Raw genomic sequence first — 13389 nt, 5'->3', positions numbered from 1 at the left:
AGAGTGCCTTGAACCGGCGATCCCGTGACGACGCCTACTCTTCAAGAGTGAAGATCTTCATCGCGCGGCTCGCCGGGACCCCGGTCTTCGATCCGGCCGGCGACCAGATCGGGCGCGTGCGCGACGTGGTGGTGTCCATCGCCGGCACCGCGCCGCCGCGCGTGCACGGGCTGGTCGTCGAGGTCCAGCCCCGGCGCCGGGTGTTCCTGCCCATCACCCGGGTGCGGGGCATCGAGGTCGGGGCGGTCGTCTTCAGCGGCCAGATCAACGTGCGCCGGTTCGAGCAGCGGGCGACGGAGAACCTGGCCATCGGCGAGTTGCTCGATCTCGTGGTGGAGGTCGACGGTGAGCGGATGACGGTCCTGGACCTGGCCATGGAGGAGAACGGCCGCGCCGAGTGGCTGATCACCAAGGTGGCGGTGGTCGGAACCGGCGCGCGGCTGGGACTGCGGCGGCGCGGCCCGACCAAGATCGTGGACTGGTCCGAGGTCCGGGGCTTCGGCGCGGTGCAGAAGGACCAGGGAGCGGCCAACCTGCTGGTCGCCTTCGAGACCATGCGCGCCGCCGACCTGGCCAGCGCCCTGCACGAACTGCCGGACAAGCGGCGCGTGGAGGTGGCCGCGGCCCTCGACGACGTACGGCTGGCCGACGTGCTCGAAGAACTCCCCGAACGCGACCAGATCGGCATCATGAGCCGGCTGTCACCGGGCCGGGCCGCCGACGTGCTGGAGGAGATGAACCCCGACGACGCGGCCGATCTGCTGCAGGACCTGCCGGCCGAGCAGGCCGAGGCGCTGATGGCGCTGATGGAGCCGGAGGAGGCCGCGTCGGTGCGGCGGCTGCTGATCTACCCGGAGAACACCGCGGGCGGCATCATGACGAGCGAGCCGGTGGTGCTCCCGCCCAACGCCACCGTCGCCGAGGCGCTGGCGCACATCCGCCAGCGGGACGTCACCCCGACCGTGGCCGCGCAGGTCTACGTGGCGCGACAGCCCATCGAGACGCCCACCGGCCGCTACCTCGGCCTCGCCCATTTCCAGCGGCTGCTGCGTGAACCCCCCTCCGCCCTGCTCGGCGGCATCATGGACACCTCCATCGACCCGATCAAGCCCGATCTCACCCTGCGCCAGGTGACCTTCTACCTGGCCACCTACAACCTGATGGCGGTACCCGTGGTGGACGAGGTCGGCCGGCTGGTCGGCGCCGTCACCGTGGACGACGTGCTCGACCACCTTCTCCCCGAGGACTGGCGGGAACAGGACCACGGGGCGGGAGCCGACCATGACTGAACGGCTCGACCAGCCCAGGCAGCAGGGGCCGCGGCTGCGCCCGCACTACGATCCGGAGGCTTTCGGGCGGCTGTCGGAGCAGATAGCCCGGTTCCTCGGCACCGCCAGGTTCCTGGTCTACATGACCGTCTTCGTGGCGGTCTGGGGCCTGTGGAACGCCTTCGGGCCGGAGAGCCTGCGTTTCGACCCCTACCCGTTCATCTTCCTCACCCTGATCCTCTCGCTCCAGGCGTCCTACGCCGCGCCGCTGATCCTGCTGGCCCAGAACCGGCAGGACGACCGGGACCGGATCCAGAACGAGCTCGACCGCGCCGCGGCCGAACGGAACCAGGCCGACGTCGAGTATCTGACCCGGGAGATCGCGTCCCTGCGCATCGCCCTCGGCGAGGTGGCCACCCGCGACTACATCCGCTCGGAGCTCCAGCGCCTGCAGGAGGAGCTCCAGGAGGCGTACCCGCCGCCCGCGAGGGAGAGCCGTTAGCCGACGCTCTCCCCAGGTGGGGGGGAGCGCGGCCGGCATCGCCGCGCACCTGCGCGACCCGCCGGCGTCGAGGGTGTCCGGGAGCCGGGCGCGGACGCCGCGCAACCAGGTGGGGGGTGGCCGCGCTCGGCTCGCCCGCCATCGGAGTCACCGGGTAACCTTAGAACGTTGCACGCGCATCTACCCAGCGATCTGTCCGAATCCAGGGCCACAGCCGGATCCCGGAATTCCTCGCGGAGCCCCCTGGTTCCTACCAGGGGCCCGTGACTCCTCCGCTCTCCTGTGGGAGCGGCCTCTCGCTCGACCACATGGGCGCTGCGACGGACAAGCCCTGCCCGTAGAACGCCGGACACATAGACAAGGAGGGACGGCATCCTCCCGCCGCCGTAAAGGCGGCGGCCCGTTGCCGACACTTCGATGGCACCTACACCGGAACTGGTGACGGCCGCTCTGGCGACCGTCAACGACCCTGAGATCCGTCGGCCGATCACCGAACTCGACATGGTCAAGAGCGTCGACATCTCTCCCGACGGGTTGGTCCGCGTCGGGATCTTCCTCACGGTGTCGGGCTGTCCCATGAAGGACACCATCACCCGTGACGTCACCGCCGCGGTCTCCAAGATCGACGGGGTCAGCGGCGTCCAGGTCGAGATGGACGTGATGAGCACCGAGCAGCGCAAGACGCTGCAGACCAAGCTGCGCGGCGCCAAGGGCCCCGAGAAGGAGATCCCCTTCGCCCAGGCGGGCTCGCTGACCCGCGTCTTCGCGGTCGCGTCCGGCAAGGGCGGCGTGGGCAAGTCCTCCGTCACCGTCAACCTGGCCGCCGCGATGGCCGCCGGCGGTCTCAAGGTCGGTGTCGTGGACGCCGACATCTACGGCCACAGCATCCCCCGGATGCTCGGCGTCTCCGAACGCCCCACCAAGGTCGAGGACATGATCATGCCGCCGGTGGCGCATGACATCAAGGTCATCTCAGTCGGCATGTTCAAGCCGGAGGGCAACACCCCGGTCGTGTGGCGCGGCCCGATGCTGGACCGCGCGCTGCACCAGTTCCTCGCCGACGTCTACTGGGGCGACCTCGACGTCCTGCTGATGGACCTGCCCCCCGGCACCGGCGACATCGCGATCTCGGTGGCGCAGCGGATGCCGTCCGCGGAGATCCTCGTGGTGACCACCCCGCAGCAGGCCGCCGCCGAGGTGGCCGAACGCGCCGGGTCGATCGCGGTGCAGACCCACCAGCAGATCGCGGGCGTCATCGAGAACATGTCCTGGCTGCCCTGCCCGCACTGCGACGAGCGGATCTCCGTCTTCGGCGAGGGCGGCGGCCAGACCGTGGCCGACGCGCTCACCCGCACCCTCGGCGCCCGCGTGCCGCTCCTCGGCCAGGTGCCGATCGACATGCGGCTGCGCGAGGGCGGCGACGAGGGCAAGCCCCTCGTGCTCACCGACCCCGACGCCCCGGCCGCCGCCGAGCTGAGCCGTATCGCCGCGGGGCTGAGCAAGAAGTCGGGCAGCCTCAGGGGGATGCAGCTGGGCATCTCCCCCACCAGGGGCCGCTAGCCCGGCACGACGTACGACACCGGCGCCCTCCGCTGCGAGAGGGCGCCGGTGTCGTACGTACGGCGCTCAATGCCCCTGCCGGGCCCTACGACCGATCCTCGCCGGGCTCAGGTCGCCTCGGAGTCATAGGGCGGGATCTCGCCGTATCCGAGCTCACCGGCCGCCTCGGCCGCGTAGGAGTCGACGTAGGTCGGCGAGGTGGACACCGTGGCGGTCGAGGTGCGGTTCCAGTCGTCCTCCAGCTCACCGGTGAGGTGCTTGCGGACGAAGTTCTTCGGATTGAGGTCGGCCGGGTCGAAGTCGGCGAACTCGGGCCCCAGTCCGGCCTGCAGGTCGCTCTTGGCGTTGTTGGCCATCTGGCGGAGGTTGCGCAGCGTCTTGCCCGCCTGGGCGGCGGCCTGGGGAAGTTTCTCCGGGCCGAAGACGAGCAGGGCGATGACCACCAGCGCCACGATCTCAGGCCAGCCGAGTCCGAACACGGTGATCTCCTACCGGGACAACGCTAGGGAAGCTCCCCGGGCACGTACCCGGGCAACTTCCAGACTAATGCCCTCAACCTCAAGCACGCACCCGCGCACCATCGTTCAGGAGGGCTGGGGTGTGGGCTGCACGGCCGCCGCACCGACGGTCACGACGGCCGTCTTCTCCTGGCCGCCGCGCTGGAACTTGATCGTCAGCTTCTCGCCGGGAGCCTTGTTCCTGATCAGCGCGATCAGCTCGGTGCTGTCCTGCACCACCGTTCCGTCGATCTCCAGGATGACGTCACCGGGCTTCAGACCCGCCTTGTCGGCGGGGCCGTCGGGCTCGACCGGGCGGGTGCCCTGCTTGACCTCGCTGTCGATGCGGACACCGGTGCCCTGGTAGGTCTGGTCGAGGGTGACGCCGATCCGCGACTTCTTGGCGACACCGTTGGCGACCAGTTCCTCGGCGATCCGGCGCGCGTGGTTCACCGGGATGGCGAAGCCGAGACCGATGCTGCCGCTCTGGCCGCCGGCCGACCTGCCGAGCGTGGCGATCGCCGAGTTGACCCCGATGACCTCGCCGCCGGCGTTGACCAGCGGGCCGCCGGAGTTTCCGGGGTTGATGGCCGCGTCGGTCTGGATGGCGCTGAGCCAGGTGGTGTCGGAGCTGTTCTCCTCACCCGCCTGGACCGGGCGGTTGAGCGAGCTGACGATGCCGGAGGTGACGGTGCCGACGAGGCCGAGCGGGGAGCCGATGGCGACGACGGGGTCGCCCACGACCACGTTGTCGGAGTTGCCGAGACTGATCTCCGGGGCGCCGAAGGTCTCAGCGGGCTTGACCACCGCGAGGTCGGACTCGGGGTCACGGCCGATGATCTGGGCGGAGGTGGACTTGCGGTTGCTGAACTGGATCTGGATCTCACCGCCCGGCGCGGCGGCGGCGACCACGTGGTTGTTCGTCACCACATAGCCGCCCTTGATCAGGAAGCCGGAGCCGGTGGCCGCGCTGGTGCCGCCGTCGACGGCCAGCGAGACCACACTGGGCAGAACCTTGGCGGCCACCCCCGCGACGGAGTCCGGGGGCCGGGAGTTGGAGCCGCTCGGCGCCTTCCCCAGGCTGAAGGACGGATCCCGGCCCGAGGCGTCGGGCCGGGTGAGCAGATAGGTGCCGACGCTCCCCAGCGTCGAGGCCAGCAGCGCGACCAGCACGGCGACGATGACCATCGTGCTGGTACGCGGCCCCGGACGGGCCGGAACGGCCGCGCCCGCGCCCGCGAAGCCACCGGGAGGGGGCGCCCAGCCGGCGCCCATGCCGAACGCCTGGGTGGGCGGAGGAGGCGGACCGGCCGGCGGGCCGAAGACCGCGGTGTCCTGCCGCGCCCGGCCCGACGGGTCGCCCCAGCCGCCCTCGGCGGACTGACCGGTGCCTTCCGGCGGTACGGCCTGGCTCCACCGTCCCTGGCCCGGCGGATCCCCCAGCTGGCTCCAGCCGTCGTTCACCGGCGGCTCGCCGTGGGAGCCCGCCTCGTCGGCGGGCAGGAAGTGCGGGCGGGAGGACGGCGAGGGCCGGCCCACGTCGTCGGTGAAGTCCGACGGCGTACGCCCCTGGGCACCGTGCGCCTCGGGGGTGCGGATCTCGTCGGTCATTGAATATTCACCACTCCTTGCCTCATACGAGGCCGTTCACTGAGATGCCCCGGCAATCTTCCTCTGAACGGGATACGAGAGATGTAAAGCGTGCCTCACCCGAAGGGGTTGACCCAGGAAAGGAGACGGCTCGCCCCTCGGCCGAGCCGGGCCCACAGGCCGGGCGCGGGCTCATGTGGCAGGACCGCGACCGCTGCGTCGACCGTGTCGGCCGGCGCGTCCGCGAAGACGGTGTAGACATGGCCCCCACTCGCCCAGATCATCTCCTGCTCGGCTGAGTCCCGAATCCAGATCGTATGCCCGTTACGCAGCTCAGCATGCCAGCCACGGAGATACTCCTCATCAAGCATCCCAGACTGGACGAAAACGGACACGACTGACAGGCCATCCGAATATCCCAGATACAAGTATCCAGGAGATGTGTCGTGGACGGCGAACAACTCCAGGCTGCCGGGCAGCGACTCGGGAAAACGGCGGCCCAGGACACGCAGCCCGGACAGCTCACCGAGGTCGGACCCGCCGGGATCGGGCACCGGTGCGGAGGCCCTCCGCGCCGGGCCGAGAGCGAGATCGATGAAGGCTCCCGCGTGGACGACCCGGCCCCGGCCGTCGAGCAGCTCGCGGCGGAGCACCGGCCCCCCGGCCTCGTCCAGCCAGTAACGGGCGGCGACCGTGCCGTCCGCGCGCACGGCGTTCACCAGGCGGGCCCGCCGACCGCAGACACGCCCCTCACCGGCGGTCACCACCCGGTAGTTGCGGGCCAGCACCGCGAGCATGACCTCGGACGGGGCCCACATTCCGCCGGCGGGACTGCCGGGATCCACCAGTTGGACGAGACCCGACGGCTGGGCGTGCACGGTCATCCCCTCACCGGGGACGTTGCGGACCTCCAGCACCGAGGAGGAGGTGCCGGAACGGCCCCAGGTGGTGACGTACTGCGTGCCGGAGTATCCGCGGGTACGGCCGGCGACCGCCGCCTCGCGCAGCAGGCGCAGGCCGGTGTCCTCGCTCTCGGCATCCTCCGGCGGGGCGGCGTGCGCCGGACCGGCGGACACCGGACTGCCCACCACCAGCCCCAGCAGCATGACAGCGACTAGAAGGACGGTGGCGGGCAGCCTGATCACGGAGTGGGGGAGAAGGTCGGCGTCGCCGACCCCCCGTAAGGCGCGGTGTTCCTGTGCTGGTTGGCGAACATGTCGACCGGCGGCACGACACGCGGGCTGGGGTCGGAACCGCCCGCGACGAAGAGGGTGCCGATCGCCACGGCCGCGGAGGCGACTCCTACCGCGACGTAGCCCGCCCTCCTGGCCCGACCGGGCCTCCCGGCGCGACCGCGGGGCCGGTTGTCCGGCGGCGCGACGCTGTGCATGCTCGGGATCGGTGCCCCGCCGAACGTGCGCGGGGCCGGAAAGGGGCGCTCACGCGGGGGCAGCGGGCCACCCGGCTCGGCCATCCGGAGCAACGACATGGTCAGGTCGGCGGGCATCGCGGGCCCGTCCAGCGACCGCAACCGGCTCTTCAGCGCCCGCATGGCGTCGACCTCGGCCCGGCATTCGGCGCAGAAGGTCAGATGGGACAGAGCCCGGTCGCGCTCGTGGTGGTTCAGCTCACCGTCGACCAGTGCGGAAACGCGCTCTCCAAGATGACTCATGCCCACTCCTTGCCAAGCGGCTCGTCGTGACATTCGTCATGACTGTGGTTTCTCATACGAGTCCCTCCCCGCGGGTGATGGTCGGGGGGAGTTGGTCGCCGCGCGGCGCCCGGTGCTCCAGCGCCTCACGCAGCTGGGCCCGGCCGCGGTGGATGCGGCTGCGGACCGTGCCGAGCTTCACGCCCAGCGTGGCGGCGATCTCCTCGTAGGACAGCCCTTCGATGTCACACAGCACCACGGCCGCGCGGAACTCCGGCGCGAGCGCGTCGAGCGCCGCCTGGATGTCCGGCTCCAGATGGGTGTCGTCGTACACCTGGGCGGGAGAAGGCTCGCGTCCACGCAGCCGCTCGGCGGCGTCGTCGGCGAGTCCCTCGAACCTGATGCGCTGCTTGCGCCGCGCCATGTCGAGGAACAGGTTGGTGGTGATGCGATGCAGCCAGCCCTCGAAGGTGCCCGGCGTGTAGTTCGACAAGGATCTGAAGACCCGGACGAAGACCTCCTGGGTGAGGTCCTCGGCGTCGTGAACGTTGCCGGTCAGCCGATAGGCCAGCCGGTAGACGCGCGCCGAGTGATTCCTGACCACCTCGTCCCAGGTGGGAGGCGTCCAGTCAGGCATGGGAGCTCCTGTCTGGTGGTCGGACTCCTCCACCAGCACCCCTCTCTCCGGGACCACCGCTATCGCCATAGTGCCTGGTTTCGTCCCTTCGTGCGCACTCACTGTCTTCCGGACCGGCAAAGGCCGCTTAAACCGTGCAACGCACCGGGCGCGACATGAGTTCCCGATCGGGCCTGCCTCCCTTAGGCTGCGACCCAGTGCCTATATGACTGTGTACGGAGAAAGCGGGAGGAGAGGCCGATGGCAGAGACGCCGACAAGTCCGTTGGAGGCCACTCTGGCCTATGCCGAGGAATTCCACACGGAGGACGAGATTCTGCTCACCGCGCGTCAGCGCGGCGCGGAGGTGGGAGCGCCCCCGATCCTGCCCGGCGGCGGCGCCGCCCTCTGCTTCCTCGCCACGGCCATCAACGCCCGTGCGGTCGTGGAGATCGGCACCGGCTGCGGGGTGTCCGGGCTGTGGCTGCTCCGTGGCATGCGCCAGGATGGCACGCTGACCAGCGTGGACGTGGAGCCGGAGCACCAGCGCCTGGCACGGCAGAGCTTCGCCCAGGCCGGTTTCTCCGGTGGCCGGACCAGGCTGATCACCGGCCGGGCCCTGGACGTCCTGCCCCGCCTGTCCGACGGCGGCTACGATCTGGTCTTCTGCGACGGGGCGAAGCAGGAGTACGGCGACTACCTGGCCGAGGCCGTCCGCCTGCTGCGCCCGGGCGGCATCGTGGTCTTCGACAACGCCCTGGGCAACCGCAGGGTCGCCGACCCCGCGCAGCGCGACCCGGACACCGTCGCCGTGCGGGAGCTGGGCAAGCTGGTCCGTTCCGACGAACGGCTCCGGCCGCTGCTGATACCGCTGGGCGACGGCATCCTGGCCGCCGTCAAACTCACCGACTAGACAGCCAGTCGAGCAGCAGGCGCACGCCGTAACCGGTGGCGCCCTTGCTGAAGATGCCCTCGTCCGCGGTGCTGCGGCCGACCCCGGCGATGTCCAGGTGGGCCCACGGCCGCTTGCCGGTGAACTCGCGGAGGAACAGCGCCGCGGTGATGGAGCCCGCGCCGTAGGTCGACCCGGACTCGATGTTGGCCAGGTCGGCCACGGAGGACTCCAGTGCCGGCACGTAGTCGTCGATCAACGGCATCCGCCAGAGCCGCTCGCCGGTGCTCTCCCCCGCGCCGGTCAGCTCCGCGGCCAGGTCGTCGTCGGAGGCGAAGACGGCGCCGAGGTGCTTGCTCAGGGCGATGCTGATCGCTCCGGTCAGCGTGGCGATGTCGACCATGACGTCCGGGTCGAGCTCGGCGTCGGCGTAGGCCAGCGCGTCGGCCATCACCAGGCGGCCTTCGGCGTCGGTGTTGAGGACCTCGACGGTCCGCCCGCCGTACTGCGTGATCACGTCGGAGGGACGCTGGGCCGTACCGGAGAAGGAGTTCTCCGCGGTGGCGATCAGGCCGGTGACCCGGACCCGCACACCGAGTGCGGCCAGCGCACCCAGGACCGCGATCACGACCGCGCCGCCGGCCATGTCGGTCTTCATGAACTTCATGCCCTCGGTCGGCTTGAGGGACAGGCCACCGGTGTCGTAGGTGATCCCCTTGCCGACCAGGACGACATGACCGGTCGCCCCCTCGGGGGAGTAGGAGAGCTGGATCAGACGCGGCGGGTTCACCGACCCCTGGCCGACGGCCAGGATGCCGCCGAACCCGCCGGACCGCAGCTCCTCCTCGTCCCACACCTTCGCGGCGACCCCCTGCTCGGCGGCGCGCTCGGCGAGCCAGGCGGGAGTCTTCACCGAAGAGGGCATGTTGGCCAGGTCCCTGGCCAGCGCGACGGCCCCGGCGACCACCTCGCCCCTGGCGACCTCGGCCTCGGCGCCGTCGCCGACGAACTCGAGCACCGCCGCCGGCGGGGACTTCGGCTCGCCGATCCGGAAGGTGTAGGTGGCCAGCAGCGCGCCCTCCACGAACGCGGCCACCGGTCCCCCGGGCAGCACGATCCTGATCGCGTCCTTGCCCTTGCCCCGTCTGGCCACGGCCGCACCGGCCTTGCGCAGGGCCGTGGCCGAAGCGTCTCCGACCCCGTAGAGCAGCACCCGGCCGACGGCGTCGCCGTTCGCGACGGGAACCTCGACGATCTCTCCGGCCTCGCCCTTGGCCTCGTAGTGGGCCAGCAGCGCGCCGGCGGGCAGCGGCAGGTCGATCTCGGGGGCGAGGTCCGCCCCGAAGGGAACCGCGAGCAGCCGGGCGTCCGGGGCGGCCGGCAGGTCGGCGGACCCTTCACGATCCGGGCCGCCGGCGGCCCGCGAGGGCGTCACGGCGGACAGACCCTGCCCGTAGGACGCGCGCGGCAACAACAGATAAGGCGCTATGGGCATGTGAACTCCAGACATCGTTCGGGGAGAACACTGCGGCCCTGGCGCGAGCCGCCGTCAGGCGGTCCGGCGGCCAGGGCCGTGTTCATCGGTCGCGGTCGCGGCAGCCGCAGCGGATGTCGTGATCGTCACTACGACCAGACATGGCCGGCTCCGCCGCCGGATCTCAGATCGGGATCAGCCGACGACCTTCTTCAGTTCCTCGCCAAGAGCGGTCGCCTCGTCCGCCGAGAGTTCGACGACGAGCCGACCGCCACCCTCCAGAGGGACCCGCATGACGATTCCCCTGCCTTCTTTGACGACCTCCAGCGGACCATCACCGGTCCTCGGCTTCATAGCCGCCATGCGTGTATCCCTTCCTGCTTCGGGCTCCGGATCTCCGACTGACCCGAGGGTGACCGACGCATTCACGTCTTCTGTGATGTCCTATTATCCCGTCTCCGCGCTCGGAATGGGAACGATCAGCCCCAGCATCGACTCATCGGGCAATCAAGACCGTTGTCCGAGACCCTCCGGACGGCCAAACTTGTCCTCGTGAACGCCCGTGCCGCGCTCTTCGATCTGTATGGGGACCATCTGCGGTCCCGAGGCGGTCGCGCGTCCGTAGCCGCCCTGGTCCGCCTGCTCGCGCCGTTGGACATCGCCGCTCCCGCCGTCCGCACCGCCGTCTCGCGGATGGTACGGCAGGGCTGGCTGACCCCGGCCCGGCTCCCCCGGGGTCCGGGATACGAGGCCACTCCCAAGTGCGTACGCCGTCTCGACGAGACGGCGCTGAGAATTTACCGAGTTGGGACGATCACCTGGACGGGCCGGTGGCATGTGCTCGTGGTCGAGCCGGTGCGCGATCGGTCCCGGCGGGAACGGCTCCGGGCCGATCTCGCCTTCCTCGGCTACGCCCCGTTGTCGGAGACGACCTGGATAGGCCCGCGGGCCTCCCCCGAGCTCGGCGCCCTCCTGACCGGCGAGGACATCCGCGCCGACCGGTTCGACGCGGTGCTCGACGGCGACCCCCAGGCCCTGGTCGCCCGGACCTGGGACCTGGACGGCATCGGCGCGGCCTACGAGGACTGGCTGGCCCAGGCGGTGGACCTGGTCGGCGGGCTGCCCCGGGACGCCGCCGCCGACCGGGTGTTCGCCGTCCGGAGCAGGTTGCTGCACGGCTGGCGCAACTTCCTGTTCCGCGATCCCGGTCTCCCCGCCGAACTGCTGCCGCCGGGCTGGCCGGGCGAGAAGGCCAGGTCCTACTTCGAGCAGGAGGCCGCCCGCCTGCTCCCCGCCGCCGCCGCGTTCGTCGACCGCCACCTCGCCGCGCCGTAGGGACCCGGCGCCGAGGCTTTACCGTGGAACCGGGCGCGGCAACCGGGTGGTGGAGCCGGGCCGCGACACCCAGCCGTGCACCGAGCCGCAGAAGGAGCCTTCCGTTGAACGACGTTCTCTACTCCGTCGACGACGCCGTCGCCACCGTCGTCCTGGACCGGCCGGAGGCGATGAACTCGCTGACGGCGCGGACGAAGGCCGAACTGCTCGAAGCGCTCACCACCGCCGCGCAGGCCCCCGCCGTACGGGCGGTGCTGCTGACGGGATCGGGCCGGGCGTTCTGCGCCGGCCAGGACCTGAACGAGCACGCCGCCGCCCTGGAGGCGGGCCGCGGGCTGGACGACACCGTGCGCGCGCACTACAACCCGATCATCCGCACGATCACCGAGATGGGCAAGCCGGTCGTCGCGGCGGTGAACGGCGTCGCCGCGGGCGCGGGCGCCTCCCTGGCCTTCGCCTGTGACCTGCGGATCGCCGCCGACCGGGCGAAGTTCGCGATGGCCTTCACCGGCATCGGCCTGGCCCCGGACTCCGGCGCGTCCTGGACGCTCCAGCGTCTGGTCGGCCTGGCCCGCGCGAGCGAACTCCTGCTGCTCGGAGAGCCCTTCGACGCGGCCCGCGCGCTGGAGCTCGGGCTCGTCTCCAGGGTCGTCCCGGCCGACGAGCTGGCCGTCACGGCCCGTGCGCTGGCCGTACGGCTGGCACAGGGCCCCACGAGCGCCTACGCGGCCACCAAACGTGCTCTGGAGGCCGCCGCGAGCGGCTCCCTGGCCGACGCCCTGGCTCTGGAGGCCGACCTCCAGGACGCCTGCGCCAAGACCGCCGACCATCTGAACGCCACCCGGGCCTTCCTCCGCAAGGAGCGCCCCGTCTTCGAGGGCCGATAAGCGCTACCGCTCCGCCCGGCCGGCGGCGGCACGCACCCAGCAGTCGTCCAGGTGGTCGTTGACCAGGCCGATGGCCTGCATCAGCGCGTAGGCGGTGGTGGGGCCGACGAACCGGAAGCCGTGCGACCGGAGCTCCTTGGCGAGCGCCTTGGAGCCGGGGGTCTGGGCGGGCACGTCCGCCAGGGTCTTCGGCACGGGGGAGGCCGGGTCGGCGTGCCGCCAGACGAGGTCGGACAGGCCCACGTCGAGGGCGGCCCGGGCGTTGGCGACGGCGGCCTCGATCTTGGCCCGGTTGCGGACGATGCCCGCGTCGCCCAGCAGGCGGTCCACGTCGGCCTGGTCGAACGCCGCCACGGCCGGGATCGAGAACCCGGCGAAGGCGGCCCTGAAGTTCTCCCGCTTGCGCAGGATGGTGATCCAGGACAGGCCGGACTGGAAGGCCTCCAGGGTGAGCCGCTCGAACACGCGGTCGTCGCCCTCGACCCTGCGGCCCCACTCCTCGTCGTGGTAGGCGACGTAGTCGGGGGCCGAGCTCACCCAGCCGCAGCGGATCGGCGGCGCGGACCCGGTCACCGGGCCTGCTCCGGATCCGCCAGGCCCGGCCGCCCGCTCAGGCCCGGCCGCCCGCTCTCGGAGTCGTCCGCGTCGTGACCGTCGGGGGCGACGAGGGACGGGGGCGGCGCCTCGGACACCTCGGACAGCTCGGCGGGCTCCGCCGGCGGCTCGGGCTCGTGTTCGGTGCGGGGGGCGCCCAACGGGCCCGCGTGGATCTCCTGGCGGGCCTGGAGCCTGCCGGCCAGCAGCTCCGCCACCCGCTGCTCCAGGACCGCGATCCTGGTGTCCCGCTCGCTCAGCGCGTTCATGACCCGGTTCAGCGTCTCGTCCACGTTGTGCGTGTGATAGCCGACCAGGCTCACCGGGAGCTGCAGCGCCATGAAGTCGGCGGCGCCGAGCTGCCCGGCCTCGGGCAGGTTCAGCGGGGGGACGTCGGGGGCGAACTCCTTCAGCTCACCGCCCCAGCCCATGGCGACGACCACCACACCTGCGAGAATGGCTATGGCGGCGAGAACGAGTACGAACAGCACATACGAATCGTGCCACATCTCCCCTGATCTAAA

The 13389-nt window shown here is 71.2% G+C and carries 15 protein-coding genes; 6 read left to right on the top strand and 9 right to left on the bottom strand.

Features of this window, described 5'->3' with window-relative positions; genetic code table 11:
• Nucleotides 1-8 precede the first annotated feature (8 nt).
• The 3 genes from OHA77_RS26170 (at nucleotide 9) to OHA77_RS26160 (ending at nucleotide 3330) form a co-directional block, all read left to right on the top strand.
• The gene (locus OHA77_RS26170; protein ID WP_406312105.1) at nucleotides 9-1289 is read left to right on the top strand and encodes a magnesium transporter MgtE N-terminal domain-containing protein; all 1281 of its coding nucleotides are present in this window, start codon (nucleotides 9-11) and stop codon (nucleotides 1287-1289) included.
• Nucleotides 1282-1770, top strand: coding sequence for a DUF1003 domain-containing protein (locus OHA77_RS26165; RefSeq protein WP_326825575.1), 489 nt, complete (start codon nucleotides 1282-1284; stop codon nucleotides 1768-1770). Before OHA77_RS26170 ends, OHA77_RS26165 begins: the two co-directional genes overlap by 8 nt.
• A gap of 417 nt (nucleotides 1771-2187) precedes the next feature.
• Nucleotides 2188-3330 (top strand): P-loop NTPase, encoded by a 1143-nt coding sequence (locus OHA77_RS26160; protein WP_326825576.1) that lies wholly within the window; start codon nucleotides 2188-2190, stop codon nucleotides 3328-3330.
• A 107-nt stretch (nucleotides 3331-3437) separates the two neighbouring features.
• On the opposite strand, the gene OHA77_RS26155 is transcribed toward OHA77_RS26160, so the two are convergent.
• The 5 genes from OHA77_RS26155 to sigE all read right to left on the bottom strand — a co-directional run bounded on the left by OHA77_RS26155 (nucleotide 3438) and on the right by sigE (nucleotide 7705).
• Nucleotides 3438-3809, bottom strand: a complete 372-nt coding sequence (locus OHA77_RS26155) for a sec-independent translocase (RefSeq protein ID WP_326825577.1) — start codon at nucleotides 3807-3809, stop codon at nucleotides 3438-3440.
• A gap of 105 nt (nucleotides 3810-3914) precedes the next feature.
• The gene (locus tag OHA77_RS26150) at nucleotides 3915-5438 is read right to left on the bottom strand and encodes a S1C family serine protease (RefSeq protein WP_406312104.1); all 1524 of its coding nucleotides are present in this window, start codon (nucleotides 5436-5438) and stop codon (nucleotides 3915-3917) included.
• 95 nt (nucleotides 5439-5533) lie between these two features.
• Complete coding sequence (locus OHA77_RS26145; protein ID WP_406312103.1) at nucleotides 5534-6523, bottom strand: sigma-E factor regulatory protein RseB domain-containing protein; 990 nt, start codon at nucleotides 6521-6523, stop codon at nucleotides 5534-5536.
• 35 nt (nucleotides 6524-6558) lie between these two features.
• Nucleotides 6559-7089, bottom strand: a complete 531-nt coding sequence (locus tag OHA77_RS26140; protein WP_326825580.1) for a zf-HC2 domain-containing protein — start codon at nucleotides 7087-7089, stop codon at nucleotides 6559-6561.
• Nucleotides 7090-7141: 52 nt separating this feature from the next.
• Nucleotides 7142-7705, bottom strand: coding sequence for an RNA polymerase sigma factor SigE (gene sigE, locus OHA77_RS26135; RefSeq protein ID WP_326825581.1), 564 nt, complete (start codon nucleotides 7703-7705; stop codon nucleotides 7142-7144).
• A gap of 240 nt (nucleotides 7706-7945) precedes the next feature.
• Here sigE and OHA77_RS26130 point away from each other — a divergent pair, with 240 nt between their 5' ends.
• Nucleotides 7946-8596 carry an O-methyltransferase gene (locus tag OHA77_RS26130; protein WP_326825583.1) on the top strand — a complete coding sequence of 217 codons (651 nt, stop codon included), beginning with the start codon at nucleotides 7946-7948 and terminating at the stop codon, nucleotides 8594-8596.
• On the opposite strand, the gene OHA77_RS26125 is transcribed toward OHA77_RS26130, so the two are convergent.
• Both OHA77_RS26125 and OHA77_RS26120 read right to left on the bottom strand, forming a co-directional pair.
• Nucleotides 8586-10070: a leucyl aminopeptidase family protein gene (locus tag OHA77_RS26125; protein ID WP_406312102.1), complete on the bottom strand. Its 1485-nt coding sequence runs from the start codon at nucleotides 10068-10070 to the stop codon at nucleotides 8586-8588. The genes OHA77_RS26130 and OHA77_RS26125 overlap by 11 nt on opposite strands.
• Before the next feature lie 174 nt (nucleotides 10071-10244).
• Nucleotides 10245-10412, bottom strand: a complete 168-nt coding sequence (locus tag OHA77_RS26120) for a DUF3117 domain-containing protein (protein ID WP_326825585.1) — start codon at nucleotides 10410-10412, stop codon at nucleotides 10245-10247.
• A gap of 189 nt (nucleotides 10413-10601) precedes the next feature.
• Here OHA77_RS26120 and OHA77_RS26115 point away from each other — a divergent pair, with 189 nt between their 5' ends.
• Both OHA77_RS26115 and OHA77_RS26110 read left to right on the top strand, forming a co-directional pair.
• Complete coding sequence (locus OHA77_RS26115; RefSeq protein WP_406312101.1) at nucleotides 10602-11384, top strand: PaaX family transcriptional regulator C-terminal domain-containing protein; 783 nt, start codon at nucleotides 10602-10604, stop codon at nucleotides 11382-11384.
• A gap of 104 nt (nucleotides 11385-11488) precedes the next feature.
• Entirely contained in the window at nucleotides 11489-12271 is a 783-nt protein-coding gene (locus OHA77_RS26110) for an enoyl-CoA hydratase-related protein (RefSeq protein WP_326825588.1), read from the top strand.
• 3 nt (nucleotides 12272-12274) lie between these two features.
• Here OHA77_RS26110 and OHA77_RS26105 read toward each other — a convergent pair whose 3' ends face one another.
• Both OHA77_RS26105 and OHA77_RS26100 read right to left on the bottom strand, forming a co-directional pair.
• Nucleotides 12275-12844: a DNA-3-methyladenine glycosylase I gene (locus tag OHA77_RS26105; RefSeq protein WP_406312100.1), complete on the bottom strand. Its 570-nt coding sequence runs from the start codon at nucleotides 12842-12844 to the stop codon at nucleotides 12275-12277.
• Complete coding sequence (locus OHA77_RS26100) at nucleotides 12841-13356, bottom strand: hypothetical protein (protein WP_406312099.1); 516 nt, start codon at nucleotides 13354-13356, stop codon at nucleotides 12841-12843. The genes OHA77_RS26105 and OHA77_RS26100 overlap by 4 nt, the downstream gene beginning before the upstream one ends.
• Nucleotides 13357-13389: the final 33 nt, after the last annotated feature.

The organism is Streptosporangium sp. NBC_01639 (assembly GCF_045209755.1).
Classification (GTDB): domain Bacteria; phylum Actinomycetota; class Actinomycetes; order Streptosporangiales; family Streptosporangiaceae; genus Streptosporangium.
The sequence above is the reverse complement of the archived record's forward strand: the minus strand, read 5'-3'. Positions and strand labels throughout refer to the sequence as shown.

Bases quoted from the DNA above. Each gene is read 5' to 3' on its own strand.
- OHA77_RS26165 (WP_326825575.1), top strand. From the start codon at position 1,282: ATGACTGAACGGCTCGACCAGCCCAGGCAGCAGGGGCCGCGGCTGCGC.
- OHA77_RS26160 (WP_326825576.1), top strand. From the start codon at position 2,188: ATGGCACCTACACCGGAACTGGTGACGGCCGCTCTGGCGACCGTCAAC.
- OHA77_RS26150 (WP_406312104.1), bottom strand. From the start codon at position 5,438: ATGACCGACGAGATCCGCACCCCCGAGGCGCACGGTGCCCAGGGGCGT.
- OHA77_RS26145 (WP_406312103.1), bottom strand. From the start codon at position 6,523: ATGCTGCTGGGGCTGGTGGTGGGCAGTCCGGTGTCCGCCGGTCCGGCG.
- OHA77_RS26140 (WP_326825580.1), bottom strand. From the start codon at position 7,089: ATGAGTCATCTTGGAGAGCGCGTTTCCGCACTGGTCGACGGTGAGCTG.
- sigE (WP_326825581.1), bottom strand. From the start codon at position 7,705: ATGCCTGACTGGACGCCTCCCACCTGGGACGAGGTGGTCAGGAATCAC.
- OHA77_RS26130 (WP_326825583.1), top strand. From the start codon at position 7,946: ATGGCAGAGACGCCGACAAGTCCGTTGGAGGCCACTCTGGCCTATGCC.
- OHA77_RS26125 (WP_406312102.1), bottom strand. From the start codon at position 10,070: ATGCCCATAGCGCCTTATCTGTTGTTGCCGCGCGCGTCCTACGGGCAG.
- OHA77_RS26120 (WP_326825585.1), bottom strand. From the start codon at position 10,412: ATGGCGGCTATGAAGCCGAGGACCGGTGATGGTCCGCTGGAGGTCGTC.